Here is a 24,252-nt window from a genome sequence, read left to right as displayed (position 1 = left end):
CAGATGGCCGATGATACGCGCAGGACTGTCGATCCGGACCTGGATCCCGCGCTGATCCGCGCGGCGCGGGCGGCGGGCGTGCGCATCGTCGGGCGGTCGGCGGAAGAGATCCGCGCGGCGATCCCGCGCGCGAAAGCCTGGCGGGAAGCGAATCGTGCTGCGTTCGAAGCGTGGGATGAGTGGTATCTGAAGAACGGTAGCCCGCTGGACAAATACCGTCAGTTCTGATGACGCAGTTCGATGTCTACAGTATCGCCGGCGATGGTACGTTGCTGATCGAATTGCAATCTGACCTGATCGACATCAGGCAGTCGCGGGTCTTTGCGCCATTGATTTCCGAGAATCTCGCCGAATTTCCGAGAAGCAGGCTGCATCCGCTTTTTGAGATTGAGGGTGAGCGCTACTTGATGGCGACGCATCTGATGGGCTCATTTCCAACGCGTGATCTACCGCAGCCGATCGACAACATGTCGGGTTCTTTTGCCGAAATCTCCAACGCGCTGGACATGCTGTTCCACGGCTTCTGAGCGCTCATTGCTTTGACAGGGCGAGACTTGCGCCGAGGCCGATCAGGATGCCGCCGCTGATCTTCTGTGCCCGGCGTACCGCCTTTTGCGAGCGGCGCAGCAGCGCACCGAGCCGGTCCGACAGCAGCACGCAGATCGTGTCCGTCATGGTGAACAGGACATTCACCGCCACCCCCAGTACCAGAACCTGCGCCCAGATCGGCAGACCGGCGGACGGGTCGGTGAACTGCGGCAGGAAGGCGAGATAGAAGGCCGCAGCCTTCGGGTTCAGGACGCCGACGGCAAGGCTGTGCGCAAATGTGGAGGTGGCGGGCCGCGCCGCCGGTTCGTTCGCGGCGGCGAACGGGTTGCTGTTTGCGCGCAGCATGCGGATGCCCAGCCAGATCAGGTAGGCCGCCCCGGCGATCTTCATGACCGTGTAGAGCACCGGCACGGCCTGCAGCAGCGCGGCCAGGCCGAAGGCGGCAGCGGCCACGTGTACATATTCGGCGAGGTGCAGGGCGAGGATCGCGCGCCACCCGGCCCGTCGCCCGTGCGCCACCGTCTGCGCCGCCGTATAGAGCATGCCCGGCCCGGGGCTGCAGGCGAAGATCAGGGATGCGAGCGCAAAGGGGATCAGCAGGTCGAGCGGCGGCATGAATTTTCCTCCGGATCAGGGCGGTGGCGGCAATGGTACCGTGCCGCCATGCCGTGTCGAGGGCGGCCCATCGACGCCCTGCGATCAGAGGTGCTGGACGAACCAGTCGCGGGCGGCGGAAGCGGCCTCATCGACGTTCCGGCTGTACGGGTCGTAGTGGCGGCAGTCGAGGCGTACCAGCTTCTTTGGTTCCTGCGCCTGCTCGAACGTCTCGACCTGCCAGTCGGTCGGCGTCTGCGTGTCGCGGTCCGCGATGATCATCAGCAGGGGCGTCGGTGTGATGCGCGCGGCAAAGCTGGGCGGCTCGTACTCGCGCAGCATCTCCAGACTGCGCAGGGTCAGCGCGTTGACGTAGACGCCTTCGGTGTCGGTCTCATCCACCCATTCGGCGGTCTCAGTGCCTTCAATGGCTGCTGGCACCGTCGCCGGCGCTTCGCCCGCGTAGCGCGCGGTCCGGTCGGCATTCATGCGGGCCAGCGTCTTCTGCCGTGCCTTTTCCGGGATCCAGCTGTCGAACGTGCGCGCGCCGTGGGTGAACGGTACCTGGCTGACGACGCATTTCACGCGGTCGTCCAGCGCGGCCACGGTCAGCACATGGCCGCCCGAATAGCTGGTGCCCCAGATGCCGAGGCGGTCGGGGTCGACGCCCGGCAGGGAGCGGGCGAAGCTGATCGCATCGCGCATGTCGCGGACCTGCGCCCACGGGTCGGCTTCCTGGCGCGGTTCGCCGCCGCTGTCGCCGAAGTTGCGATGATCGTAGCAGAGCACGGCGAGCCCGGCTTCCTGAAGGCGTCTTGCGACGCCGTCCAGATTCATGCGCCGGATGGCCGACAGGCCATGGCTCATCACCACGACGGGCGCATCCTCACCGGCCGGATAGAACCAGCCAGCAAGCATGACACCGTTCGCGGTGAAGCCGATGTCCTGACGGTCTTCCATCGGATCAGGCCGCCTTGGCTGCCCGCTTCTTCTCTTCTTCCTCGTAGAGTTCCTTCTTGGACAGCTTGCCGACCAGCGTCTTCGGCAGTTCGGCGCGGATGTCCATGTCGGAAATCATCTCGTGCTTGCCCAGCTTGTCTTTCAGGAAGGCTTTCAGTTCGTCCAGGGTGAAGCCCTCGGCCCCGTCCTTCAGCTTGATGAAGGCTTTCGGTGCCTGCCCGCGATATTCGTCATCGATGCCGATGACCGAGACTTCCTCGACCGAGGGGTGCTGATAGATCGCCTCCTCGATGTTGCGCGGATAGACGTTGAAACCGCCGCACAGGATCATGTCCTTGGTCCGGTCGACGATGTAGAGGAATCCGTCCTCGTCCATGTAGCCGACGTCACCGGTGCGGAAGAAGCCGTCGTCGGTGAAGCTTTCGGCGGTCGCTTCCGGCTTGTTCCAGTAGCCCTTCATGACGTTCGCGCCCTTGATGCAGATCTCGCCGCGCTCGCCCATGGGCAGGGTCTTCGTCGGATCGTCGACGTCGATGAACTTGAAGTCGATACCCGGCATGGGGATGCCGCAGGATCCGGGCCGCGGATCGCCGGTGATCGGCGTCGACACGCCCGCCGGGCTGGTTTCGGTCATGCCCCAGCCTTCGGCCAGCTTGCACCCGGTCAGCCGCTCGAACTTCTGCGCCACCTCTATGGGCAGGGGGGCACCGCCGGACGCGCAGAATTTCAGCGAGGACAGATCCATCTTCTCGATGCCGGGATAGTTCACGATGGCCGTGAACATGGTCGGTACGCCCGGGAACATGGTGGGTTTCTTGGCTTCCAGATCCTTCATCACCGCATCCAGTTCGAAGCGGGCGTGCAGGACGATCTCGGCCCCGAACCGCATGGCCAGCAGCATGTTGATCTGCAGCGCGTAGATGTGGAACAGCGGCAGCACGGCCAGAATGCGTTCCTTGCCGCCTTCCAGTGTCGGTTCGTCGCCACCATTGTTGACCACATACATGCTGGTCGCCGAAGTCAGGTTGGCGTGGGTCAGCATGGCGCCCTTCGGCAGGCCGGTGGTGCCGCCGGTGTACTGCAGCACGGCGATGGTCTCGTTCAGATCGGCGATCGGGTGCTTGTCGAACTTGCCGTCGTTGGCCAGCATTTTCTTGTAGCTGACGTGACGTTCGTCGGACGGCACCTTGGCGATTTCCTTGCCCTTCACCAGCGGGAACAGCCAGCTTTTCGGCCAGGGCAGGACATCGGTCAGACTGCCGTAGACGATCTTCTTCAGGCGTGTCTTGCCCAGCATGGCCGCCATCTGCGGATAGAGCGCGACCAGATCCAGCGTGACCATGATGTCGGTCTGACTGTCCTCGATCTTGTGCTCCAGCACCTTGGCCGCATCCAGCGGGGAATAGTTCACCACCGTGCCGCCCGCCTTCAGGATGCCGTAGAAGCAGACGACGTAATGCGGTGTGTTCGGCAGGAACAGGCCCACGTGCACGCCCGGTCCGACGCCCAGCGCCTGGAAACCCTTGGCGGCGCGATCGACCATGTCGGACAGATCGCCATAGCTGATGGTCTTGCCCATGAAATCCAGCGCGTTGCGTTCGGGCCATTGCGCGACCGCATCGTCCAGAATCTGCTGGACGGGAAAGGTTTCGATCTCGGCATCCCACTTGACGCCCGGCGGCAAGGATCCGATCCAGGGTTTGTCGGTCACGGCGCTGCTCCCTCAGTATGTGTCAATACGGCCAGTCAGGCTGGCCCGTTTCGTTACGCTGACAGATACAGTGTGCGCCAGAACGTCGCAATAGGGGAAGGGGTCACTCGCGTCGAGAGTCGCGGAATTTTTTCAGCATCTCCGGCGTGATGTCTTCGGGAAAGCAGATCGGGGCGTGTCCGCCCGGTTTGACATAGGCGCTGAAGCCGCCGCAGCGTCGTCCGTTGCGCATGATGTTGTAGGGACAGGGGCACGGACCGGGATAGCTCGCGATCGACTGTTCGATGATGTGCCGTTTCAGGTCTGCCGCGCTCGTCTGCGCTTCGGATCTGATGGTGCTCATCAGCACGATCAGCGGAACGGCGATTGTGAGGTGGAGAAACGGCTGCATGAAACCACATCATACAGGAGCGAGAGGGGCACTGCGCGGCGACGCCACGAAAAAAGGCCCGGGCGGTGGCCCGGGCCTTCTCGTTGATCGGGGTCGTCCGAGGTTCCGGATCAGCCCTTCATGTTGGCGTTGGCGAAGTCCCAGTTGACCAGATGGTCGAAGAACGCCTGCACGAAATCGGGGCGGCGGTTCTGGTAATCCAGGTAATAGGCGTGCTCCCAGACGTCGACCGTCAGGACCGGCTTCATGCCGTCGGTCAGCGGGGTGCCGGCGTTGGAGGTGTTGACGATCTCCAGCTTGCCGCCGTTCAGGACGACCCAGGTCCAGCCGGAACCGAAGTTGCCGACCGCGGAGGCCTTGAACTTGGCGGCCAGTTCCTCGGTCGAGCCGAAGTCGGCCTTGATCGCGTCGGCGATGTCACCGGTCGCCTCGCCGCCACCGTTCGGGGCCATCGAGTTCCAGAAGAACGTGTGGTTCCAGATCTGCGCCACCTGATTGAACAGGCCCTGATTGCCATCCTTGTGTGCCTGCTGGATGGCTTCTTCCAGCGATGCATTGTCGAGGTCGGTGCCCGCGACCAGTTCGTTGGCCTTGGTCACATAGGCATTGTGATGCTTCTTGTGATGAAAGCTGAACGTGTTGGCCGAATAGTGCGGCTCCAGCGCGTTGTCTGCATAGGGCAGGTCAGGAAGTTGAAAAGCCATGGATGATATCTCCCGTCTTGTTATCTTGATTCTATCGACGCCGGACTGCGGCGGTGTGAAACCCAACGCCTAGCCACATGGTGCATATGACGCCGGAATAAAGGGCGTCAAACTGGCTCAGGTCAAGGGGTGTCCGCCGATCGGGGGCATGCTAGAAGGTCAACTGCCAAAGGGGAGGATTACGAACATGCGGGTAACCGGAAAGATCTGCGTCATCACGGGCGGTGCGTCCGGCATCGGCAAGGCGCTGGCCGAGCGTTTCCATGCCGAAGGGGCCAAGGGCATTGTCGTGGCCGACCTTCAGGAAGACGCCCTGAAACAGGTCGCCGACAGCGTGAACGGCCTGGGGGTGGTCACCAACGTGGCCAAAGAAGACGACATCCAGGCGCTGGTTGCGGCGGCGGAGGAGAAATACGGCCATATCGACGTGTTCGTCTCCAATGCCGGTATCGCGCGCATGGGCGGGGTGGAAACCTCCGACGCCGACTGGCAGTTGAACTGGGACATTCACGTCATGGCTCACGTCTACGCGGCGCGCGCGGTGGCCGAGAAGATGGCCGTGCGCGGTGAGGGCTATCTGATCAACACGGCGTCGGCTGCGGGTCTGCTGACCCATGTGAACTCGGCGACCTATGCGGTCACCAAGAACGCCGCCGTCGCCTTCGCGGAATGGCTGGCCATCAACTACGGCGACCGCGGCGTGCATGTCTCGGTGCTGGCCCCGCAGGCGGTGCGGACGGCGATGACCACGGGGCGCGATGTCTCGGTGGCGTCCGTCGACGGCATGATCGAGCCGGAGGAACTGGCCGACTGCGTGATCGAGACGATGGACAGGGAAGAGTTCCTGATGATTCCGCACAGGCAGGTGCTGGAATACATGCGCCGCAAGGCAACCGACGTGGACCGCTGGATCGGCGGCATGCAGCGGTTCAGGAAGAAGAACCCGGAATCGACCTGATCACCGGGACCTTCGGTCACGGCTGACCTGCCCCGGCGGCGGCCCATATCTTCCGGTACCGCTGTGCAACCGGGAGAGGGAAATGTCTGTTCGGGATATGCTGGTGAGCCTCCTGCCTTCGGGCCGGAAGGCGGGGCGCGGACGGAAGGCCGTCATCCACCGCATGGTGATGCCGGAACATGTCTGTCCCTACGGATTGAAAGCCAAGGACCTGCTGGAGCGTGAGTGCTTCGAGGTCGACGATCGCTGGCTGACGACGCGTGAGGAAACCGACGCCTTCCAGGCCGAGCACGGTGTCGAAACCACGCCGCAGATCTTCATCGAAGGCGAACGCGTCGGGGGGTATGACGATCTGCGCGCGCATCTGGGTCATGATGTCCCCGATGCGGACCACAACACCTATCGACCGGTCATCGCGCTGTTCGTCATGGGGTTCCTGATGGCCGTGGCCACGGCCGCCGCCACCGCTTCGACGGACATCGTCTCTGTCCGGACCTTCGAATTGTTCATCGCCATTTCCATGTGTTTGCTGGCGGTGCAGAAACTGAAGGACGTCGAGAGCTTCTCGACCATGTTCCTGAACTACGACCTGCTGGCCCGGCGCTGGGTGCGCTATGGCTACATCTATCCGTACGCCGAAGGTCTTGCCGGATTGCTGATGATCGCCGGTATTGGAATCTGGCTCGCCTCGCCCCTGGCGCTGTTCATCGGGGGCATCGGCGCAGTCTCGGTCTTCAGGGCCGTCTACATAGAGAAGCGCAACCTGAAGTGCGCCTGCGTCGGCGGCGACAGCAATGTTCCGCTCGGCGCGATTTCCCTGACCGAGAACGTGATGATGGTGCTGATGGGCATCTGGATGCCGCTGAAGGCGCTGGCATACTGATCCGGTTCCATGCGATATCGCTCCGATGACCGATATCGAGTTCTTCTGGGATCCGGGCAGCACGAACACCTATTTCGCGTGGAAACTGCTGCCCGCGATTGCGGATCGCCATGGCGCCCGGATCGTGCCGCGCGCCTTCAATCTGGGCTATGTCTTCCGGCACCACAATTACGTGCTGATGGAGGAACCCGCCGCGAAGATCGAGAACCGCAAGCGCGACCTGATGCGCTGGGCCGGGAAGCATGACCTCGCGTTCGGTTTCCCGGACGTGTTTCCGATCAAGACCAGCGTGGCCCTGCGCGGCGCGATCGCGATGCGCCGCTGGAACCGCGAGGCCGACTTCATTTCCGCCGTGCTGGATGCCTACTGGGAGCGCGGGGACGACAGCATCTCCGGTCTGCCGACATTGCGGAAACTCGCCGAAGGACTGGGCATCGACGGCGATGCGTTCGAGGCCGAGACCGAAAGCGATCCGGTTCGCGCAGCACTGGCCGATGAAACCGGATCGGCGCTGGATCGTGGCGTCTTCGGCGCGCCGTCCATGCTGATCGGTGATGAGCTGTTCTGGGGCAAGGACCGGATGGAATTCGTCGAGGACGAACTGCGGCGTTGTGGCGGTGGCGCATAGCGCTTCACGAACCGGATGGACCGCAATCTCCCGGTGATCCGTCCGGAGGTTCGGGATCTACCAATCGATGGCTTCACCGGCGTAGTCGAAGAAGCCGCCGTTCATGCCGGGCGTCGCGCCTTCGAGGACATCCAGCAGCTTCGAAGCCGCCTCGCCGGGCGAGAATGTTTTCCGGCCGTCGGTGAAATCTGCTGACAATCGTGTCTCCACCGTCCCCGGATGCAGGGCGAGGGTAACGGCCTGCTGCCGCTTGCGGCGGATCTCGATGGATGCCGTGCGCACGAACTGGTTCAGCGCGGCCTTCGAGGCGCGATAGCCGTACCAGCCGCCCAGACCGTTGTCGCCGATCGAGCCCACCCGGGCCGACAGGGCGGCGATCACGCAGCGTCCCTCGCGCGGCAGCAGACTGTGGAAATGCTTGATCACAAGGGCCGGGCCGATGGCGTTCAGCGCCATGATCCGTCCGAGGTGATCCGGTTCGAGTTGCCGCAGGTTCTTCTCCGGCCCGGCTGCATCGAGCGACAGGGCGCCGGTCGCGATGAAGATCAGATCGAAGGGGCCGCGCGCCGAGACGGCGTCGGCGGCGGCCTCGATGCTGGCCTCGTCGGTCAGATCGATGGCCGGACTGGAGGCGCGGTGCAGCCCCGTCACCTCGCCGCCGCGTTCGGACACGGCGTCTGCCATGGCGGATCCGATGCCGCCCGACGCCCCGATGACAATGGCTCTTTCAAATCGGCTCATGTTCCGGTCCGCTTCCGTGATGCACATCTGATGTCCAACACTACGTCTTGCCGCCCGGATCGGATGCCCCGCGCGTGCCAGGTGCCCGGAAAGCATGCGACGGCAGGCCTGCCGTCCCGACCCGGCCTCCAGCGTGGTCGTGGGCGGCTTCGTGCTGATCTACCTGTATCGTGTGATCACCTTCCGGTCCGGCGGGACCTGAGCCGCTCAACTGGTCTTCGGGTCCGCATGGACGCCCAGCAGCACCTGCCGGATATCGCCTCCGGTTCTTGCTGTCAGGAACAGCAGATAGGCGGACAGGAACGGCATGCCGAAGAGTGGAGCGACGGCGCCCAGGACCAGTGCGCCTGCGCTGAAGCCGCCCCGCCAGGCGATCCACACGCCCGTCAGCATCAGAAACGTCAGGAAATCCAGGTTGAACTGACCGCGCCATGTTACCGCCAGTATGTCGCCGACGAACACCGGGATCAGGTTCCAGCCGTGATCCGCGACGACGAAGATCGTGTAGATCGCGATGGTGATGAAAAGAGCCGCAAGAAAACCGCGAAAGAAGGTCATGATTCAGTCCTCAGGATGGGGTGGAAGTGGTGGAAGTGGCAGGCCGCCACAGCGGCCCCACGGCGACCAGCAGGATGACGACGTTGAACAGTGCGTTGGAAGCCGTTCCGGATGCGATCGAACCGGCGCTGTCCAGCAGGAACCAGCACACAATGCCAATCACCACCGATCTGCGTACCGGTTCCGGCGCAAGGTCATGGACCCAGACCGACAGGCACCAGACCATCACGCCCCAGCCCAGCAGAAAGCCGCCGAGCAGCGCCGAGAGGAAACGCGTTTCGGGCGCGTCATAGGTCTGCACGCCATCGACCGGCCAGCTGAGCATGTCGATTGTCAGTCGCGCAGGCCCGGATGTGGCTTCCATCGTCCCGAGGAAAAGCACGGGCGCAAACCCGGCGATGACAAGGGCTGTGATCTTCAGCCAGAATTTGTGGAACTCCTGCGACATGTTCTGCTCCCGCGTGTCGTGTGCCGGCATTCTTGGGCCGCCCTCGACATGCAGGCAATTACCTCCGAGGTAACTGACGCGCCTCGTCATGTGCTCTATTCTCCGGGGGCATGAACGCATTTCCGCAGACCCTGAAGGCATGGCGCAAGGCGCGCCGTTTCAGTCAGCTTGAACTGGCGATGGAAGCCGACGTTTCGACGCGGCATCTGTCTTTCCTCGAGACCGGCCGGGCGCGACCCAGCCCGGACATGATCGGGCGGCTGGGGGATGCGCTGCAGCTGCCGCTGGCGGCGCGGAACGAGATGCTCACCGTCGCGGGGTTCGCGGCACAGTACCCCGCGCGTGAATGGGATGCCCAGGCGATGGCACCGGTCCGCGCGGCTGTCGAACACACGCTGACGGCGCACAGCCCCTATCCGGCGGTCGCGTTCGACCGTCTGTGGCGCATGGTTCGGATGAACCGGCCCGCGGAACGCCTGTTCGGTCCGCTTCAGATCGGAGAGGGCGACAGCCTGCTGGACCTGCTGATCTCCGATGCCCTGCCGCCGCTGATCGAGAACTGGCCCGAGGTCGCCCGGCACGCCGCACGACGGTTGCGGACGGAAAGCGCGGCGCAAGGGGGTGTGCCAGAGCTGGATCGCGTGGCCGATGTGCTCGCCCGCGTGCCCGGTGCCGGACAGGACGATTTCGGGCCGGTCGTGCCGACGATCTACCGGGCCGGACCGCTGCGGCTCTCGCTGTTCGCGACCATTGCGCAGTTCGGCACGCCGGAGGATCTGACCCTCGACGATCTGAAGATCGAGATGTATTTCCCGGCGGACGAGGAGACCGAACAGGCGCTCAGGGCCATGGCGGTGGCGGACTGAGGTTCTGTCATCGCCGGGCGGTCAGAGCGGTTTCTCGAAATGAAACCGCCGCAGTCCGCCGCCGAGCGTCTTGTTGCTGACGGTGTCGGCGATCTCTTCCCGGGTCTGGACATAACCTGAGCTGCGATACAGCCCCAGCGCCGCCTCCTGCACTTCGGACGTGCTGAGGATCAGGCGGTCGCCGCCCAGCTTTCGTGCTTCCGCCTCGGCACGGGCGAGCAGCTGGCGGCCCAGACCCAGGCCCCGCGCATCCGGATCGACATACATGCGGCGCAGCTCGACGCTGCCCGGACCGACAGTTTCCAGCCCGAACATGCCGCAGATACGGTCACCGCGCTCGGCGACGAAGAAGGCACCGTTGCGGTCGGCGAAATAGTCGCCGATGCGATCGATCTCTTCTGTCAGTGAGCGCTGGATATAGAGTTCGAACGCACCGCGCATATGCGGCGGCGCGAGGCCGCGGTTCACGCGGATGAAGAGATCGCGCACAGGGGTCGCGTCACGCGCCTCGAAGGGCCGGATGAGCGCCTGTTCGCTTCGCCTGTCGGTACCGGACGTCGTCATCTCGTCGAACTGGGGCGCCGTAACCGCTGCGGCAAGCCGTTGCCTTCGCCTTTGCTCTTGGCCGTTGCGGGCTTGTGGCCGACAATGGCTCCTCATCGCGCACAGAGGCTCAGAGCATGGATGTTTTCGAAGACCGGCCCTTCTTCCATGAGGGGATGCGCGCGCTGCAGGACGACATGGATGGCCGGCGCACGGCCGACGCCATCGCCGACAGGCGCGTCCACCGCGAATTCTGGGACGCCGAGAAACAGATGATCGCGGAGACGCCCTGTTTCTTCATCGCATCCACCTGGGACGGCTATGTCGATTGCAGCATGAAGTCCGGCGACCCGGGCTTTGTTCGCATCGTCGGCCCGAACACCATCGAATATCCCGAATATGACGGCAACTCGATGTACCGGACGCTTGGCAACATCCGGCAGAACCCGAACATCGGCCTGCTGTTCGTGAAGTTCGACGGCAGGAGCCTGCGCATGCGCATCAATGGCAAGGCGACGATCCTGCAGGATGCCGAAAGCCTCGCGCGTCACGTGGGCGCCAAATTCGTCGTCCGCGTCGATTGCGAGATCTATCCGAACTGCCCGCGCTACGTCCCCGACTTTGCCGAGGGCAGGCCCTCCCCCCATGTCCCGCGCGCGGGACAGGGCACGCCGCCGCCGCCGGAATGGAAGAAGCGTGACTACATCCGCGCGGGCCTGCCTAAAGATGACCCGCACCGTGACATGCTGGACGATGATCAGGACTGATCCAGATGATCGGGGTCGTCGATCCTGATTTTCACCTGCCGTGACTCACTTGCCCAGGGAGGCCGCCATGCCCGTATTCGAACGAAATGAAGCCCGCATTCACTATGAAATACATGGCGATGGCTTTCCCGTGCTGGCGCTGGCGCCGGGCGGGATGCGATCGTCGGTGCCCTACTGGCGGAACGCCCCTTACGACCCGATCAGGCGGCTGTCGTCGCACTATCGGGTTGTCGCGATGGATCAGCGCAACGCGGGCCAATCGACAGCACCGATCACCGGTGACGATGGCTGGCAGGATTATCTGGCCGACCAGCTCGGGCTGCTGGATCATCTGGGGATCGGGCGGTTTCACGTCATCGGCATGTGCATCGGCGGGTCGTTCATCATGGAACTGATCCGGGCCGTTCCTGACCGCGTCGCCTCTGCGGTGATGCTGCAGCCGATCGGCTATGACGACAACCGCCAGACCTTCTTCGAGATGTTCGACAGCTGGGCCGAGGAGGTGAAGCCGCTGCATCCGTCCGTCAGCGACGAAGAATGGGCGCGCTTTCGCGAAACCATGTTCGGCGGCGATTTCCTGTTCAATGTCGGCGAGGACGTCGTCGCCGCCTGTCCGGTGCCGCTGCTGGTCGCGATGGGCACGGACGTCTATCACCCGGAAGTCACCTCGCGGCGGATCGCCGGGATCGCGCCGCAGGCGACCCTGATCGAGCGTTGGAAAGAGCCGGAACACGTCGAAGCCGCCAGCGCAGCGATTTCCGGATTTCTGGCCGGAAACAGCTGACGCCGGCGGCGTTGCCGATCATGCGGCGGCCCGGGTTTCGGGCGATGCGTCGGTTTCGCCCTCGAATGCCTCCCAGGTCAGGTCGCCGGTGTAGCGATGCGACAGCCGTCCGTCCCCGTCCATGGCGAACAGGTGCAGCCACCGGTTGTCGAACAGGGCGCGGACACCGTCGTGCCGGCTGAGGATGTCGTTCATCGCCTCGCGCGGCGCTTCGATGCAGACCGAGAGCCGCAGCGGTTCATGCGCGTGGTTTTCCCCGTCGTGCACCGACTGCATCGGCAGGCCCGCGCGCAGCAGGCCGCCGTTGCCCTCGAACACCCCGATGCCGCCGACGACATTGTGCAGCAGCTTGTTGCCCGATCCGAATAGTTCGGGTGCCACCGTCGAACCGTAGTACTGCAGGCTGATCCAGCTTGCGACGACGACCGGCGCGGTCATGATCAGTTCCAGCACGCCGTACCCGTTTTCGGAATCCGGTCCCCATTCATAGTCGTGCAGGAAGGCCCGGCCCGCCAGCGACCGGCCGCTGGTGCGCCTGCGCGGGGCCGCGATGAAGGCGCTGCAGCCTGCCAGCGCCCATTCCGGCCGGACTTCCGCCCAGTCCTTTGCCCTGACGGTGATATCGTCGGCCTTGTCGGCGCGTGGCAGGCGCAGCGCCCGCTCACCCCTGGCGATGGCACCTGCCGTCTTCATCCAGGCCTCGGCCTGCTTCACGTCCTCAGCATGATCGGGGAACGCGCGATCCTCGGTATAGAGCGTCACGGTATCGGTGGTCGTGTCGTGCAGCCCGGCAAGGAACAGGGTGTCGTCGGGGATTCGGATGCCCTTTTCGGTCAGGCCTGCCCGCACCTCGCTGTCGTTCAGCAGTCCGGCCAGCAGCCGCGCGTTGACCTCGCCTGAATAGCCACCGCAGGCCCCGCAATGCAGCCCGCTGGCGTGGGGGTTGTTGACGACGTTGGCTCCGTGCCCGGCCAGCACGACGACCCGGGCGAAGTTGGCTGTCAGCGACATGGCCCGCAGCACGGTCTCTGCCGCGCCGATCCGGGTTTCCAGATCGAGCGGGGGATCGAAGCGCGGGGCCGGATCGTTTGCCGGTGACTGTCCACGCAGATGCAGCGCGTCGCCGACAAGCTTGCCGACATAGACCGGTCCCATCGCCTCGACGAACGCGAACGATGAGACCGCCGCCAGCTTGAAGCGGCCCCAGGCCCGCTTTGCCCGCAGCAGGTAGCGCCGCGACAGATCCGCGTCGACCATGCTTTCGCTGCCGGAAGAGGATGTGACCGCCGGGTTCAGCAGTACGGGCAGCCGGAGTTCCTCGACATCGGACGCGAATCCGCGGTGCTTTGCGGACAGGCCGAAGAAGCCGGCAAAGCCGATGGTCCGGATCGCCGGATCGACCGATTCCAGCGCCCGCCGGAACACTTCGGAACGGACGTCGATGCAGAAAGCCGCCTGAAGTGCGGGGCGGCCTTCGTCCGCCGTGGCCGCGGGCTGGGCAAGGATGTCCGCCAGCCTGCGCTGGGCCGCCCGCTCGGCCGCTTCCTGCAGGATCTCCCCGGCAATATGCTGGCTGTCCGGTGCGGGCGCGTTGCCGTGTGCGGACCTGGCTTCGGTCCAGCGGGTCTCGATGGACGCCGGACCCAGGGTCAGCATGGCCTCTTCCCACAGCAGCCGGATGGCGAGGAAATCCGACAGGGTCCGGTCGTCCTTCCCGGCCAGCTCGGCCTGCCAGAGCTGTGTGCGGGCATACTGGGACCATCCGCCGAATGTCAGCAGCAACTGGTGGAAATAGCTTTCCAGACCGGCCTCATCCAGTCCCAGAGTGGTGGTGGCCCGCGCGATCGCGTCGGCCGCCTTCTCGGGTGCGTCGGCGACGAACTGGCCGAAGCCCGCCAGCCCGATGATCTCGGGCGTCAGATCGTGCGTGGCATAGGCGCGATAGGCCGCCCAGGCGCTTCTGCCGCGCGGCGCGGCCCAGAGGGCCTGTCCTTCGTCGAAATAGCCGCTGGCCCATGTGCCAAACCGGTCGGCGATCACGGCGGGCCAGTCCACACGGGTCTCCGCCGCCGCGATGTCGGCAACGGTCTGTATCCCGGTCACGGCAGTCGGTTCTTCCCGGGCCAGGGCCTTCAGCGCATCGACGCTGTCCGGCTTGCCGGCGTGCGCGGACGCGTCGAGCGCGGCCGCGAGGTCGGCGTCGGTGATCTCGCCGGATGTGATCCTGTCCATGTACCACGCGTTGGGCATCGTCACCCTGGTGCCTGCCACCCGGGCCAGCCGCGCGCCGGCGGTGGCCAGTGTCTCGCCGGTCTGGCCCATGAACGGGTTCACGGCGACGAACGAGGAAAGGGGCCAGACCGGTGGAATGTGCCTCAGTGCGGCGTCGATGGCCTGATCCTGCACGGAGGCGGACAGGGCTGCGTTTTCGGTTGAGTCTGTCATTTCGATACTCCCGTCGGATCGTCGGTTGAAGGCTTTGCCGACCAGCCGTTCAGCAGGCGGTCGAACAGGGCGTTGGCGTAGAGCCCGTTGGTCAGATGCACCCGCAGGGACGCGGTGGCCGGGTGGTAGGCCCAGAGCGGAAACATCGCCTGCGCGAAGGCCACTGCGCCGAAGCTGAGAACGGCCAGCACGATCAGCGTCCACTGCAGGGGGCCGGGTGCGGGAGTGGCGGGCAGGGTGCCCGTCATGATCCATTCGGCGCCGGTCTGCAGCGCGAAGTACCCGATGGCTGCGGCCACCGAGCAGAGGGCCGTATAGCGGGTCAGTACCCGGGGCGCGGCGTCGGCCAGACCCTGGGCCAGCAGGTAGGCCACACCGAAGATCAGGATCGCGCCCAGCGCGATCGCCTGCGGGGACTTCTCGGCAAAGCCGAAGATCAGGCCGATGACCACATAGATGCCGATGGCCAGGACAAAGGCACGGGCGACTGCCTTGCCGTTCGGGATCGCGACGGGGCCAGGCCGGCGGATCGCGGCGACCACGTCAACCGCGGTGCCTGAGGACAGGAAGGCATGCGCCTTGTAGAGCGAGTGCGCCACGATGTGCAGCAGGGCCAGCGGGAAAAGCGCCAGGCCGCACTGCATGATCATGAAACCCATCTGGGCGATCGTCGACCAGGCCAGCGAGGTCTTCACTGCCGACTGGGTCAGCATGGCCAGACCGCCGAGCAGCGCCGTGAAGCCGCCGATCATCACCAGCGCTGCCAGGACGCCGGGCGCCAGCAGCATCACGTCGGCGAACCGGATCAGCAGGAACCCGCCCGCGTTGATGACGCCTGCGTGCAGCAGTGCCGATACCGGGGTCGGGGCCTCCATGACCTCGGTCAGCCAGCCGTGTGAGGGAAACTGGGCCGACTTCAGGATGGCGGCGATGGCCAGGAAGCCTGTCGCCCAAATGGCCGCCACCGGGGTCGCGCCGTCCCGCGCCATGTTCAGGATCGACGTGATATCGGTCGTGCCGAAGCCGACGGTCAGCAGGGCGAAGGCGATGACCAGCGCCAGGTCGCTGATCCGCGCCACCACGAACTTCTTCCGTGCCGCCCGCCGCGCCGCGATCCGGTCGCGATAGAACAGCAGCAGCTGGTGCAGGCAGAGGCTGGTGGCGATCCAGGCCGCCAGCAGGGTGATCAGGTCGCCCGCCTGTACGATCATCAGCACCGCGGCCAGCGTCGCGGCCATCCAGCCGATGAAGCGGCCCTGCTGCGGCTCGCCGTCCAGATAGGACCCCGAGTAGCGCAGCACCACCCAGCCGACGAAGGTGATCAGCACCAGCATCGTGGCGCTGACGGCATCCAGCCGGGTAGCCAGGCTGAAGCCGCCGATCTCGATGAAACGTAGCGTGCCGGAACCCTGCGACAGCAGCACGACCACCGACAGGATGGCGGCTGCGAGTCCGACCAGCGCGGCCCTCTCGGCCAGCGCGATCAGCGCCGTCGGGCGGCGGCCAGGATGCTTCCGCGCGAAGAAGACGACGGTCAGCATGGCGAGCGGAGCGACAAGGGTTATCAGGTTCAGAAGCATGGCGGCGGATCCCTCACCGGGTTGAAACATGTCGACTATCTAGGCGAGATCGATCATTGCGAAAAATACATTGTTCAGCAGATATAGTTCTGAATAATAGAATGATATGTCGGAACTGAACTATCACCACCTGCGTTATTTCCGGGCCGTCGCCTATGAAGGCAACCTGACCCGGGCTGCGGCAAATCTGAATGTGTCCCAGTCGGCGGTGTCCACCCAGATCCGACAGCTTGAGGAACGGCTGGGCCATGCGCTGTTCGAACGCCGGGGCCGCCTGCTGCACCTGACCGAGGCGGGCCGGATCGCGCTGGATCACGCCGACGCCATCTTCGCGGCGGGCGACGAACTCGTCGCGACACTGCAACAGACCGGGCAGTACAGGCAGGCGCTCAGGATTGGCTCGCTCGCGACGCTTTCCCGCAACTTCCAGCTTTCGTTCCTGCGCCCCGTGCTGGCGCAACCGGATGTCGAGGTGATCCTGCGCTCGGGCAGCGCGGCCGAGCTCTTCAATGCGCTCGCGTCCCTGCATCTGGATCTGGTGCTGACGAATCAGCCGCCGCCGTCGGACGCGCTGACCGCCTTCATCACGCAACGGATCGACGAACAGACGGTCAGCCTGATCGGCGTGCCCGGCCTGTGCCCGTCGGACCTGTCGCTGTCACAGCGTCTGTCCGACTTCCCCCTGATCCTGCCCTCGACGGCCAGCGGTCTGCGGATGGGCTTCGACGCCATGATCGACCGGCTGGACATCAAGCCGCAGATCGCCGCCGAGGTCGACGACATGGCCATGATGCGGCTGCTCGCGCGGGAAGGCGTCGGTCTGGCCGTCCTGCCGCCCATCGTCGTGCGCGACGAGCTTGCTGTCGGGGCCCTGATCCAGGCCGAGGAACTGCCGAATCTGACCGAGACGTTCTATGCCGTCACCATCGAGCGCCGCTTCGGCAATCCGCTGCTGGGCAAGCTGCTGAAGTAGGCGGATCCGAAGGACCCGAGCGTTCCGGGTCCTGGACCTTGCGGTGCTGATGCGGACCGGCTGCTTCCGGCGCTCGATCGGCGCGGTTTCAGACGTCGGCCAGTGCCGCTGCCTGCTTGCGGTGCGACAGGTACGAAAACGGCATCGACACCAGATAGATCAGGTTCGCCGCAATCAGCATGGGCCAGGGATAGACCATCAGGCAGGTCACCAGGGCGATCGACAGGATCACCGCGACCGGCACGTGCGACCGCTTGATCGATGCGTACTTGATCGAGAATGTCGGTACCGTGCTGACGGCCAGGAACCCGACGCCCATCGTGTAGATCGCGCAAAGGGGCAGAACGCTCTCGGTCGACCATCCCTGCAGCTGGATGAAGATCGGCAACAGCGCCAGGCAGGCGAGCGCCGGTGCCGGAACGCCGACGAAGAAGGTGGACTTCTTCGCCGCGCCTTCCGGATCTTTCATCGACAGGTTGAAGCGCGCCAGCCGCAGGGCGCAGCAGGCCGCCAGCAGCAGTGTCGCGAGCCAGCCCAGATTGGCGTGTTCGGTGCCTATGTAGAGCGTGTTGAACAGCAGGATGCCGGGCGCAATACCGAAATTGAAGAAGTCGGCCAGCGTATCCAGTTCCGCGCCGAACAGGCTGACCGAATCCAGATACCGCGCCAGCTTGCCGTCGACCGCATCCAGGAACACCGCCAGCAGGATGAAGTAGAGGGCCGTTTCCAGGTGGCCTTGCAGGCTCATCCTGACCGAGGTCAGTCCCGCGCAGATCGCGAAGATCGTGACCAGGCTCGGCGCGATGTGGCGTAGTTTGATGCGGCTGGTTTTCTTCATTCCGGCACGCCGCGCCGCTGTTCCCGGGGTCCTGTCATGTCCGCCAGCACCGTCTCGCCCGCCACCGCCGTCTGACCGACGGCAACCAGCGGGGACACACCCGGCGGCAGATAGACATCCAGACGGCTGCCGAAGCGGATCAGGCCGAAGCGGTGTCCGACCTCCAGATCCGCGCCCTCGGCCACGAAGCAGACGATCCGCCGCGCCACCAGACCGGCGATCTGAACCACGCCGATGCGAACGCCGTCCGCCATCTCGATGGTCAGGCCGTTGCGCTCGTTGTGCTCGCTGGCCTTGTCCAGCGACGCATTCAGGTATTTGCCGTGATGATAGGCGACCGCAGTCACCTTGCCCGCGACCGGCGCGCGGTTCACATGGCAGTTGAAGACGTTCATGAAGACCGAAACCCGCTGCAGGGGCGCGTCGCCCAGCCCCAGTTCCGCCGGCGGGACGACGTCCTGGATCAGCGATACCACCCCGTCCGCAGGCGACAGCACAAGGCCCGCCTGCTGTGGGATGACGCGCACGGGATCGCGGAAGAAGTAATAGCACCAGACGGTCAGCCCGCAGCCGATCCAGAACAGCGGTTCCCAGACGAAGGCCAGACCCACCGATATGGCCGCGAAGATCGCCACGAACTTCCGGCCCTCGGGATGCATCGGGACCGCAACAATCTTGAGCATATTCATGGGCGGTCTTTCGCTAGAAATTCGATCCAGAAGCGTGGACTCTAAATGGTGATCTTTTGACAACGCCGATATCGAGCAGGTGTTGCAGCGCGCCGTCCAGATTGCCATGCGTCGCATGAGACACGCCGCTGGTCAAATCGCATCGTAGCTGTGATTGCTGCCGATTGGGTTCGTGACAGACTTCTGCGCTGACCGCGCGGTCCACCAGGACATCGCGCCGACGGACTACGTCAGAAATGACCTTCCGCTCTCGCAGACACCGAATTCACACAGCGTCACGCAAGCCTTTGTCTGATTCCCGTTTCCGGTAGCGGATTTCGGAACGTTGACAGGCACCCCCGAGCCTGCCCCGGCGCGCACCGATACCGTTCTGAAAAAACCAGGTTTTGTGGAATACGTGGATAACGGCTTCGAGCCATAGTTGTCGTGCTGTGTTAGTCATTCTTGGCTGGCGGCGGTGAAATTCCCGCTTCGCTTTCGGCCCAAAGGCGACCTTCGCCCCATTCGCTAAATACTGCGGCCGCAGCACGCATAGCGGACATTGACGCATACCCGATTTCGCCGACTTAGAGCTTGCTAGTATTTAGCGGCAAACCCGAAGAGGGAAATTATAATTAATCAACGTAATCTCTCTCAAGCGACGAGTTCTCAGTCACCCAATAACTCTCACGTTTCTCTCGATCAAATGCCTTGTAACGCTCGGCGAACGCCTTCAACGCCTTCTCGTACTGAACCATCACCAAGACCGCGTCACTGTTCTGTGGTAGGTCATCCTCGTCCAGCAGATCTAGGTACTTTGCCTCCGCTTCGTCGCCCAAGACTTCATTTAGATCTTCGAGCACCCTGTTGAGAATTTTCACTTTTCCTTTACTAAGCGTCGCATCAGCCTTTTTCCTTGATAGTTCTTTCATTTCGAAAAGCAGGCCGAAAAACACGCCTTTTGCCGCTCGATATGTTGCGACCTTCGCTGTGGTCGTTTCGGGTTGATATGCCATTAGCCTCTCCCTCGTGTTTTTGCATCCGCTAGGATTTCGCTCGGCTTACCTTCGATCAGATAGACCCACTTGTAGTCATGGTTGACGATATTGTCGGTTCTAAACCTCTCAATCTCTTCAAGATATTGAGCAATAACAAAAACCACATCGCTATTTGATGGCAGTTCGTCGACATCGAATGCCTCGAAGTCATCGAAGGGTCGATATTCTGATCCGAGCACACTATTAGCAGAAGCGATAACCTTGTTGATCATACCCAACTTGAATTTATTGACAGCATCGTTCTGAGACTTCTTCGAAAGAAGAGACATCTCGCCGTGAACAGCCTTGAGCTGCCCAATCGTTTTTTCAAGATTTTCGATATCTTCAATGCTCTTCAATACTCCTCCTCAAGGGCAAGCCCTTCTAAATTCTGCATACTTTTTGATAACAACATCGAGCGGGTCACGTTGCTTGCTGTCAAATACCTCAACCATCTGTTCGATGTCCGCATCCGTCAAAGTGACAATCGCCTTCCGCTGCCCTGACCATAAATCAACCGTGCCCGAAAACCGCGCCTTGTTCAACGGATTGCGTGTTACGAAGACTCCGAAGCTTCCAAGGTTTTCTTTCAGGTATCGGTTGAGCTGATCCACATGCTTGCTCTCAATGGCCTTCACATTTTTCATTTCGAACGTGATCTGCCTCGAACCATAATCTGCCATAAGTTCCTGAAGGAAGGGATGCGTCCGGCTATTGTAAAAGATCAGGTCGCGGATGCTCACGCCGCTGTCGGTGCGAGCTTGTTCCTGAGCGAAGTCGAGTTGCGGATACAGGAGAGACGGAAGGAGTTGCCCGATCAGCTTCTCATAGGCGATGTCCGCTCCATCGTCTTTCCCGGTTGGCAGTTTTTTGATCGCCGTCAGCTTTCGGCGGGCAGAAAGTACCGGAATCCGTGAGAAAAGAGGGTCGTTTTTGCAGTCTTCAAAGGAGCGCTCTCGCGCCTGCACGTAGGCATCAATGACGCCATAGTTATCGCGGTTGTATGTTTGTACCCTGACACGGGAGAGCTCTTCCCCCTCGTGCGCTATGTCATCCTGGGGGCAAAAATCCCGGAAATAGCTGTCATAGTTTATCCAAGGGACGTGCCTTAGCCACCGTTTTGGCACAAGTAAGACTGGGAGCCCCGTCTCCGGGTGAACCGGAACGTCAGTCTCAACGTCGTCAAAAATCAAAGAGGATGGATCATAGACGTTTGGGACCACGGCGCGCTTTAGCTCGATACCCAACGCTTTGCACTCCTGAGCGGTGTAGTCGATCAAGAAGCTCTTAATGAAATTACAGGCGATATCGCTGATACGATCTTTGCCAATGCCATCAACAAAGAGCTGAACCTCTTCGAAATGCCTAAAACCATGATCGCGATAGTAGGGTATCCGTTCGAAAAGGCTGAGAACTTCTTCCGCCTTGGCGCGACCAATCCGCGTCCCCCTCTTGGTCGCAGATGTCCCTAAACCAACCTCATCACATTCCGAAGCAGCTATGAGCTGCAGGATCGCCTGTTCCTGGCTGCCCGATTTAGAGAGAGCCCCCAGATTGTTGAAGGCACCCAAAATCACCTGATGCAGCCCCTTGTCCTGGAGACCAGGCGAGCGCCACAGGAGAAAGGGGTCGACATAAAGCGGGATGTCTTCGTCTAGGAACGGAATCGCGAAGTCGAGCTCTGCCTGCGGGGCGAAGACGTCATAAAACTCGGTAAATCGGGGGCGGATCAAGTCCATCGGAATCCTCTCAATACAAACATGCCGAGCTTGCCAAAATTTTCGATAATGAAGTTCTTATGTATGAACGCCCGACAAACAATCCAAAGGAGCATTGAATTCAACTCCGAATAGTCCGCTTTGATTGGACGTGGCACGTTCCGCCGCACATCCAGCGAACTTCCGCTCTCCGCCCATATTTCCAGCGTGATGATCAAGGTCAAATATCTTTCGCACGTGCAGCGCATTGGCGCATTGTCCCCGGAGTTGCCCTTCGAGGTTTCCGAAAAGCCTTCGTTTTCCGGAACACCCCGGATGTCATCCGTATCCGCCCGGCCCCCTCACTCCTCCACCTTCCCCGCGCTCTCCGCCGCCGCCGCGCCGTAGATGCCCTTTGACATCAGGCTGAGTTCGGCGTCGCGTCTTGCCGCGTAGACCTTGGCGCGGGCCTTGTGCACCGCCGTTGAGTCGGGGGCGGCGGCGGCGGCGATTTCGGCGAGGTGGCAGGCGAGGCGGTGCTGGCCGGCTTCCGACAGTTCGCGGGCGCGAAAGCCCAGTGCCGGGGCACCGCCGGCGAGGCGGGTGATCTCCTCGGCCAGTTCGGCGTCGCGGGCGGGTTTCAGGTTGGCGGGATTGCCGTCGTACCAGCCGCCGTAGAGCCGCCAGATGTTCTGCACCACGAACTCCGGCTCGTCATACATGGGGCGCAGGTAGGGCTTCTCCAGCAGGTCGGCGGGCACATGCACCGAATGGATGATGTCGTTCAGCTTCGCGCCCTGGTTCATCAGCTTCAGGGTCTCCTCGACCAGCCCTTCCAGCGCGCGGGCCATGTTGTCGAGCACCTCGCTGATGCGTTTCCTGCCCGCGATGGGCAGGCCGTGGGCAGGCAGCAGCAGTTCCGCCCCCATCGCCTGCATCTGGCGCAGCGCGTGCGCCCATTCCAGCGGATAGCGCTGCGCCTTCTGCGGGTTGCCCGCGTTGGGGAACATCCAGATCAGGAAGTCGCCCGCACAGATCGCCTTGCGCTCGGGCAGCCAGGCCCACAGGTGGTCGTCGGTCTCGCCCTTGTCGTGGCGCATCTCGATGGTGTCATCGCCGACGCGCACCGACAGCTTCTCGCGGAAGGTCGTGTCGGGGCGCACCCACTCGGTCGGACCGAAGGGCGCGTCGTCCATGTCCTCCAGCTTCTTGCCGCGCGACATGGCGAACTGCCGCCAGTTGATGATCTTGTTGTATCCGCTGGTCAGCGTGTAGCGGTCGATGCGCGGGTCCACGTTTTCGTGCGCGACGAAGCGGGGCCGCCGGTCGCCCCGGTCCAGCGCGTGATCGACAAAGGCTTTCGCGCCGCCGATGTGATCGACATGGCCATGGGTGAAGGCGATGGTGTCGATAGGCGCGTCGCGCCACTTGCGCAGGCTCTCGATGATCGGGCGCGCGTGCCCTTCCAGCGAGGTATCGAACAGCACCAGCCCGTCGCCCGTGTCGAAGCTGATGACGTGGCTGAAGGCCTCCACCACCGCGACGCCGTCGCCGACTTCTGACAGTTCCCGGTTGACCCGGTTGAAGACGCCGGGGCCTTCGTCGATGCCCTCGTCGATGATGCGGGCGCTCATGCCCAGCAGGTCAGCCATCGTTTTCTCTCCCTGTGAGTCCGCAGCCGTGCAACAGCAGCCTACTCCCTCCCCCATGAAAGGGGGAGGGTCGGGGAGGGGGTTGAAGGCAGTGCGGCCGAATTGACCTTGCCGGAGCAAGCTCCGCCCCCTTCAACCCCCTCCGACCGCTTCGCGGCCACCTCCCCCTTGCACGGGGGAGGTTTTTCAGCTGTGAGACCAGCGGTCTACAACAGGGTGCCGCCGTCCAGTGCGTGTTTGCAGACCTTCTTGGCGACGGTCGGCAGGGCCAGCGTTCCGAAGTCTTCCGGATGCGTCCAGATGCCTGCCGGTTCGTCGCCCGTGACCTGACCCACCCAGACCGTCATGTCGAAATGGAAATGCGTGAACGTATGGCGGACCACGCCGTTCAGCGCGCGCCATTCGGTGTGCAGTGGCACGTGAGACAGCGCCTCGCCATCCCGCCAGACTTTCGCGTCGCGCCAGGGCGTCGAGGGCGGCATGACCATCCCGCCCAGCAGACCTTCGTCGGGACGTCTCTGGAAAAGGACAGCCCCGTCCTCGCGCACCAGCCAGAAGAAGATCGCGTGCCGTGTCGGCTTGGCTTTCTTCGGCGCACGGCGGGGCAACTGTGCCGCGATGCCCTGTTCGGCGGCGTTGCAATGCTGGCGAAGTGGACAGCGCGAGCAGGCCGGTGACTTCGGTGTGCAGATGGTGGCACCCAGATCCATCAGTGCCTGCGCGAAATCGCCGGGACGGTCCTGCGGCGTCAGCGTGCTGGCCAGCCGCTTCAGCTCCGGCTTCGATCCTGGCATCTCGCCGGTCACCGCGAACAGGCGCGCCGTCACGCGCTCGATATTGCCGTCCACGGGCATCGCGGGCCGGTCGAAGGCGATGGCGGCAATGGCGGCGGCGGTGTAGGGACCGATGCCGGGCAGGGCAAGCAGGTCCGCTTCCGTGTCCGGGAACTGCCCGCCATGATCGGCGACGACGGCTTTCGCGCATTTCAGCAAATTGCGCGCGCGGCTGTAATAGCCCAGCCCCTGCCAGGCATGCATCACCTCGTCCTGCGCGGCAGCGGCGAGATCGGCAACCGTGGGCCAGCGGTCCACGAAGCTGCGGAAGTAGGGGCCGACGGTGGCAACCGTTGTCTGCTGCAGCATGATCTCGCTCAGCCAGACGCGGTACGGATCGGGTGTCTCGCCCGGCAAGGCCCGCCAGGGCATCGCGCGGCGATGGCGGTCGTAGTGGGCCAGCAGATCGGCTACGATCCGGGTCGGTTCAATCGCATTCATGAG

Annotated in this window: 27 protein-coding genes; 9 read left to right on the top strand and 18 right to left on the bottom strand. The window is 63.3% G+C overall.

Annotated elements, in window-relative coordinates; genetic code table 11:
• Positions 1-3 precede the first annotated feature (3 nt).
• Positions 4-228 (top strand): type II toxin-antitoxin system CcdA family antitoxin, encoded by a 225-nt coding sequence (locus ACN0X7_RS03750; RefSeq protein ID WP_417514254.1) that lies wholly within the window; start codon positions 4-6, stop codon positions 226-228.
• Entirely contained in the window at positions 228-527 is a 300-nt protein-coding gene (locus ACN0X7_RS03745) for a CcdB family protein (RefSeq protein ID WP_417514252.1), read from the top strand. The genes ACN0X7_RS03750 and ACN0X7_RS03745 overlap by 1 nt, the downstream gene beginning before the upstream one ends.
• A 4-nt stretch (positions 528-531) precedes the next feature.
• On the opposite strand, the gene ACN0X7_RS03740 is transcribed toward ACN0X7_RS03745, so the two are convergent.
• From ACN0X7_RS03740 to ACN0X7_RS03720, 5 genes are all read right to left on the bottom strand, one after another.
• Positions 532-1,164 (bottom strand): LysE family translocator, encoded by a 633-nt coding sequence (locus tag ACN0X7_RS03740; protein WP_417514250.1) that lies wholly within the window; start codon positions 1,162-1,164, stop codon positions 532-534.
• An 84-nt stretch (positions 1,165-1,248) separates the two neighbouring features.
• Positions 1,249-2,103, bottom strand: coding sequence for an alpha/beta hydrolase (locus ACN0X7_RS03735; RefSeq protein WP_417514248.1), 855 nt, complete (start codon positions 2,101-2,103; stop codon positions 1,249-1,251).
• Between the two features lie 4 nt (positions 2,104-2,107).
• A complete protein-coding gene (locus ACN0X7_RS03730; protein ID WP_417514246.1) occupies positions 2,108-3,814 on the bottom strand; it encodes an AMP-binding protein in 1,707 nt (568 codons plus the stop codon).
• A gap of 103 nt (positions 3,815-3,917) precedes the next feature.
• Complete coding sequence (locus ACN0X7_RS03725) at positions 3,918-4,205, bottom strand: hypothetical protein (RefSeq protein WP_417514244.1); 288 nt, start codon at positions 4,203-4,205, stop codon at positions 3,918-3,920.
• 110 nt (positions 4,206-4,315) lie between these two features.
• Positions 4,316-4,909: a superoxide dismutase gene (locus tag ACN0X7_RS03720; protein ID WP_417514242.1), complete on the bottom strand. Its 594-nt coding sequence runs from the start codon at positions 4,907-4,909 to the stop codon at positions 4,316-4,318.
• Positions 4,910-5,096: 187 nt separating this feature from the next.
• Between ACN0X7_RS03720 and ACN0X7_RS03715 the strand changes: the two genes are divergently transcribed.
• The 3 genes from ACN0X7_RS03715 (at position 5,097) to ACN0X7_RS03705 (ending at position 7,378) form a co-directional block, all read left to right on the top strand.
• On the top strand, positions 5,097-5,867 hold the full coding sequence (locus ACN0X7_RS03715) for an SDR family oxidoreductase (RefSeq protein WP_417514240.1): 771 nt from the start codon (positions 5,097-5,099) through the stop codon (positions 5,865-5,867).
• A gap of 82 nt (positions 5,868-5,949) precedes the next feature.
• Entirely contained in the window at positions 5,950-6,750 is an 801-nt protein-coding gene (locus ACN0X7_RS03710) for a MauE/DoxX family redox-associated membrane protein (protein WP_417514238.1), read from the top strand.
• Between the two features lie 25 nt (positions 6,751-6,775).
• On the top strand, positions 6,776-7,378 hold the full coding sequence (locus tag ACN0X7_RS03705; protein ID WP_417514236.1) for a 2-hydroxychromene-2-carboxylate isomerase: 603 nt from the start codon (positions 6,776-6,778) through the stop codon (positions 7,376-7,378).
• Positions 7,379-7,435: 57 nt separating this feature from the next.
• Here ACN0X7_RS03705 and ACN0X7_RS03700 read toward each other — a convergent pair whose 3' ends face one another.
• The 3 genes from ACN0X7_RS03700 to ACN0X7_RS03690 form a co-directional block, all read right to left on the bottom strand.
• Entirely contained in the window at positions 7,436-8,119 is a 684-nt protein-coding gene (locus ACN0X7_RS03700) for an SDR family NAD(P)-dependent oxidoreductase (protein WP_417514234.1), read from the bottom strand.
• 207 nt (positions 8,120-8,326) lie between these two features.
• Positions 8,327-8,677 carry a hypothetical protein gene (locus tag ACN0X7_RS03695; protein ID WP_417514232.1) on the bottom strand — a complete coding sequence of 117 codons (351 nt, stop codon included), beginning with the start codon at positions 8,675-8,677 and terminating at the stop codon, positions 8,327-8,329.
• 10 nt (positions 8,678-8,687) lie between these two features.
• On the bottom strand, positions 8,688-9,215 hold the full coding sequence (locus tag ACN0X7_RS03690; protein WP_417514230.1) for a hypothetical protein: 528 nt from the start codon (positions 9,213-9,215) through the stop codon (positions 8,688-8,690).
• A 20-nt stretch (positions 9,216-9,235) separates the two neighbouring features.
• Between ACN0X7_RS03690 and ACN0X7_RS03685 the strand changes: the two genes are divergently transcribed.
• Positions 9,236-9,991: a helix-turn-helix domain-containing protein gene (locus ACN0X7_RS03685; RefSeq protein ID WP_417514228.1), complete on the top strand. Its 756-nt coding sequence runs from the start codon at positions 9,236-9,238 to the stop codon at positions 9,989-9,991.
• Positions 9,992-10,012: 21 nt separating this feature from the next.
• Here the strand turns inward: ACN0X7_RS03685 and ACN0X7_RS03680 are convergent, their stop codons facing one another.
• Complete coding sequence (locus ACN0X7_RS03680; protein ID WP_417514226.1) at positions 10,013-10,555, bottom strand: GNAT family N-acetyltransferase; 543 nt, start codon at positions 10,553-10,555, stop codon at positions 10,013-10,015.
• 116 nt (positions 10,556-10,671) lie between these two features.
• On the opposite strand from ACN0X7_RS03680, the gene ACN0X7_RS03675 reads away from it, so the two are divergent.
• Together ACN0X7_RS03675 and ACN0X7_RS03670 are read left to right on the top strand one after the other, a co-directional pair.
• On the top strand, positions 10,672-11,301 hold the full coding sequence (locus ACN0X7_RS03675; RefSeq protein ID WP_417514225.1) for a pyridoxamine 5'-phosphate oxidase family protein: 630 nt from the start codon (positions 10,672-10,674) through the stop codon (positions 11,299-11,301).
• A 67-nt stretch (positions 11,302-11,368) separates the two neighbouring features.
• Positions 11,369-12,085: an alpha/beta fold hydrolase gene (locus ACN0X7_RS03670; protein ID WP_417514223.1), complete on the top strand. Its 717-nt coding sequence runs from the start codon at positions 11,369-11,371 to the stop codon at positions 12,083-12,085.
• 18 nt (positions 12,086-12,103) lie between these two features.
• On the opposite strand, the gene ACN0X7_RS03665 is transcribed toward ACN0X7_RS03670, so the two are convergent.
• Positions 12,104-14,530, bottom strand: coding sequence for a YbcC family protein (locus ACN0X7_RS03665; RefSeq protein WP_417514221.1), 2,427 nt, complete (start codon positions 14,528-14,530; stop codon positions 12,104-12,106).
• On the bottom strand, positions 14,527-16,110 hold the full coding sequence (locus ACN0X7_RS03660; RefSeq protein ID WP_417514219.1) for a proton-conducting transporter membrane subunit: 1,584 nt from the start codon (positions 16,108-16,110) through the stop codon (positions 14,527-14,529). The genes ACN0X7_RS03665 and ACN0X7_RS03660 overlap by 4 nt, the downstream gene beginning before the upstream one ends.
• Positions 16,111-16,216: 106 nt before the next feature.
• On the opposite strand from ACN0X7_RS03660, the gene ACN0X7_RS03655 reads away from it, so the two are divergent.
• Positions 16,217-17,083 carry a LysR family transcriptional regulator gene (locus tag ACN0X7_RS03655; RefSeq protein ID WP_417514217.1) on the top strand — a complete coding sequence of 289 codons (867 nt, stop codon included), beginning with the start codon at positions 16,217-16,219 and terminating at the stop codon, positions 17,081-17,083.
• Positions 17,084-17,171: 88 nt separating this feature from the next.
• On the opposite strand, the gene ACN0X7_RS03650 is transcribed toward ACN0X7_RS03655, so the two are convergent.
• The 7 genes from ACN0X7_RS03650 to mutY all read right to left on the bottom strand — a co-directional run bounded on the left by ACN0X7_RS03650 (position 17,172) and on the right by mutY (position 24,249).
• On the bottom strand, positions 17,172-17,921 hold the full coding sequence (locus ACN0X7_RS03650) for a CDP-alcohol phosphatidyltransferase family protein (protein ID WP_417514215.1): 750 nt from the start codon (positions 17,919-17,921) through the stop codon (positions 17,172-17,174).
• A complete protein-coding gene (locus tag ACN0X7_RS03645; protein WP_417514213.1) occupies positions 17,918-18,610 on the bottom strand; it encodes a phosphatidylserine decarboxylase in 693 nt (230 codons plus the stop codon). Before ACN0X7_RS03645 ends, ACN0X7_RS03650 begins: the two co-directional genes overlap by 4 nt.
• A 614-nt stretch (positions 18,611-19,224) precedes the next feature.
• Positions 19,225-19,605 carry a hypothetical protein gene (locus tag ACN0X7_RS03640; protein ID WP_417514211.1) on the bottom strand — a complete coding sequence of 127 codons (381 nt, stop codon included), beginning with the start codon at positions 19,603-19,605 and terminating at the stop codon, positions 19,225-19,227.
• The gene (locus ACN0X7_RS03635; RefSeq protein ID WP_417514209.1) at positions 19,605-19,985 is read right to left on the bottom strand and encodes a hypothetical protein; all 381 of its coding nucleotides are present in this window, start codon (positions 19,983-19,985) and stop codon (positions 19,605-19,607) included. Before ACN0X7_RS03635 ends, ACN0X7_RS03640 begins: the two co-directional genes overlap by 1 nt.
• Positions 19,986-19,994: 9 nt before the next feature.
• A complete protein-coding gene (locus ACN0X7_RS03630) occupies positions 19,995-21,365 on the bottom strand; it encodes a hypothetical protein (RefSeq protein WP_417514207.1) in 1,371 nt (456 codons plus the stop codon).
• Positions 21,366-21,685: 320 nt separating this feature from the next.
• On the bottom strand, positions 21,686-22,975 hold the full coding sequence (locus tag ACN0X7_RS03625) for an alkyl sulfatase dimerization domain-containing protein (RefSeq protein WP_417514205.1): 1,290 nt from the start codon (positions 22,973-22,975) through the stop codon (positions 21,686-21,688).
• Positions 22,976-23,181: 206 nt separating this feature from the next.
• Positions 23,182-24,249 carry an A/G-specific adenine glycosylase gene (gene mutY / locus ACN0X7_RS03620; RefSeq protein ID WP_417514203.1) on the bottom strand — a complete coding sequence of 356 codons (1,068 nt, stop codon included), beginning with the start codon at positions 24,247-24,249 and terminating at the stop codon, positions 23,182-23,184.
• Positions 24,250-24,252: the final 3 nt, after the last annotated feature.

This window comes from Minwuia sp. (assembly GCF_048263705.1).
Taxonomy (GTDB): domain Bacteria; phylum Pseudomonadota; class Alphaproteobacteria; order Minwuiales; family Minwuiaceae; genus Minwuia.
The sequence above is the reverse complement of the archived record's forward strand: the minus strand, read 5'-3'. Positions and strand labels throughout refer to the sequence as shown.

Excerpts from the sequence above, each read along its gene's own strand:
- ACN0X7_RS03660 (WP_417514219.1), bottom strand. The coding sequence starts at position 16,110 with ATGCTTCTGAACCTGATAACCCTTGTCGCTCCGCTCGCCATGCTGACC.
- ACN0X7_RS03655 (WP_417514217.1), top strand. The coding sequence starts at position 16,217 with ATGTCGGAACTGAACTATCACCACCTGCGTTATTTCCGGGCCGTCGCC.
- ACN0X7_RS03625 (WP_417514205.1), bottom strand. The coding sequence starts at position 22,975 with ATGGCTGACCTGCTGGGCATGAGCGCCCGCATCATCGACGAGGGCATC.
- ACN0X7_RS03715 (WP_417514240.1), top strand. The coding sequence starts at position 5,097 with ATGCGGGTAACCGGAAAGATCTGCGTCATCACGGGCGGTGCGTCCGGC.
- ACN0X7_RS03680 (WP_417514226.1), bottom strand. The coding sequence starts at position 10,555 with ATGACGACGTCCGGTACCGACAGGCGAAGCGAACAGGCGCTCATCCGG.
- ACN0X7_RS03710 (WP_417514238.1), top strand. The coding sequence starts at position 5,950 with ATGTCTGTTCGGGATATGCTGGTGAGCCTCCTGCCTTCGGGCCGGAAG.
- ACN0X7_RS03670 (WP_417514223.1), top strand. The coding sequence starts at position 11,369 with ATGCCCGTATTCGAACGAAATGAAGCCCGCATTCACTATGAAATACAT.
- ACN0X7_RS03750 (WP_417514254.1), top strand. The coding sequence starts at position 4 with ATGGCCGATGATACGCGCAGGACTGTCGATCCGGACCTGGATCCCGCG.
- ACN0X7_RS03700 (WP_417514234.1), bottom strand. The coding sequence starts at position 8,119 with ATGAGCCGATTTGAAAGAGCCATTGTCATCGGGGCGTCGGGCGGCATC.
- ACN0X7_RS03640 (WP_417514211.1), bottom strand. The coding sequence starts at position 19,605 with ATGGCATATCAACCCGAAACGACCACAGCGAAGGTCGCAACATATCGA.
- ACN0X7_RS03740 (WP_417514250.1), bottom strand. The coding sequence starts at position 1,164 with ATGCCGCCGCTCGACCTGCTGATCCCCTTTGCGCTCGCATCCCTGATC.
- ACN0X7_RS03695 (WP_417514232.1), bottom strand. The coding sequence starts at position 8,677 with ATGACCTTCTTTCGCGGTTTTCTTGCGGCTCTTTTCATCACCATCGCG.
- ACN0X7_RS03650 (WP_417514215.1), bottom strand. The coding sequence starts at position 17,921 with ATGAAGAAAACCAGCCGCATCAAACTACGCCACATCGCGCCGAGCCTG.
- ACN0X7_RS03645 (WP_417514213.1), bottom strand. The coding sequence starts at position 18,610 with ATGAATATGCTCAAGATTGTTGCGGTCCCGATGCATCCCGAGGGCCGG.
- ACN0X7_RS03725 (WP_417514244.1), bottom strand. The coding sequence starts at position 4,205 with ATGCAGCCGTTTCTCCACCTCACAATCGCCGTTCCGCTGATCGTGCTG.
- ACN0X7_RS03735 (WP_417514248.1), bottom strand. The coding sequence starts at position 2,103 with ATGGAAGACCGTCAGGACATCGGCTTCACCGCGAACGGTGTCATGCTT.
- ACN0X7_RS03665 (WP_417514221.1), bottom strand. The coding sequence starts at position 14,530 with ATGACAGACTCAACCGAAAACGCAGCCCTGTCCGCCTCCGTGCAGGAT.
- ACN0X7_RS03720 (WP_417514242.1), bottom strand. The coding sequence starts at position 4,909 with ATGGCTTTTCAACTTCCTGACCTGCCCTATGCAGACAACGCGCTGGAG.
- ACN0X7_RS03685 (WP_417514228.1), top strand. The coding sequence starts at position 9,236 with ATGAACGCATTTCCGCAGACCCTGAAGGCATGGCGCAAGGCGCGCCGT.
- ACN0X7_RS03745 (WP_417514252.1), top strand. The coding sequence starts at position 228 with ATGACGCAGTTCGATGTCTACAGTATCGCCGGCGATGGTACGTTGCTG.
- ACN0X7_RS03630 (WP_417514207.1), bottom strand. The coding sequence starts at position 21,365 with ATGGACTTGATCCGCCCCCGATTTACCGAGTTTTATGACGTCTTCGCC.
- ACN0X7_RS03675 (WP_417514225.1), top strand. The coding sequence starts at position 10,672 with ATGGATGTTTTCGAAGACCGGCCCTTCTTCCATGAGGGGATGCGCGCG.
- ACN0X7_RS03705 (WP_417514236.1), top strand. The coding sequence starts at position 6,776 with ATGACCGATATCGAGTTCTTCTGGGATCCGGGCAGCACGAACACCTAT.
- mutY (WP_417514203.1), bottom strand. The coding sequence starts at position 24,249 with ATGAATGCGATTGAACCGACCCGGATCGTAGCCGATCTGCTGGCCCAC.
- ACN0X7_RS03690 (WP_417514230.1), bottom strand. The coding sequence starts at position 9,215 with ATGACGAGGCGCGTCAGTTACCTCGGAGGTAATTGCCTGCATGTCGAG.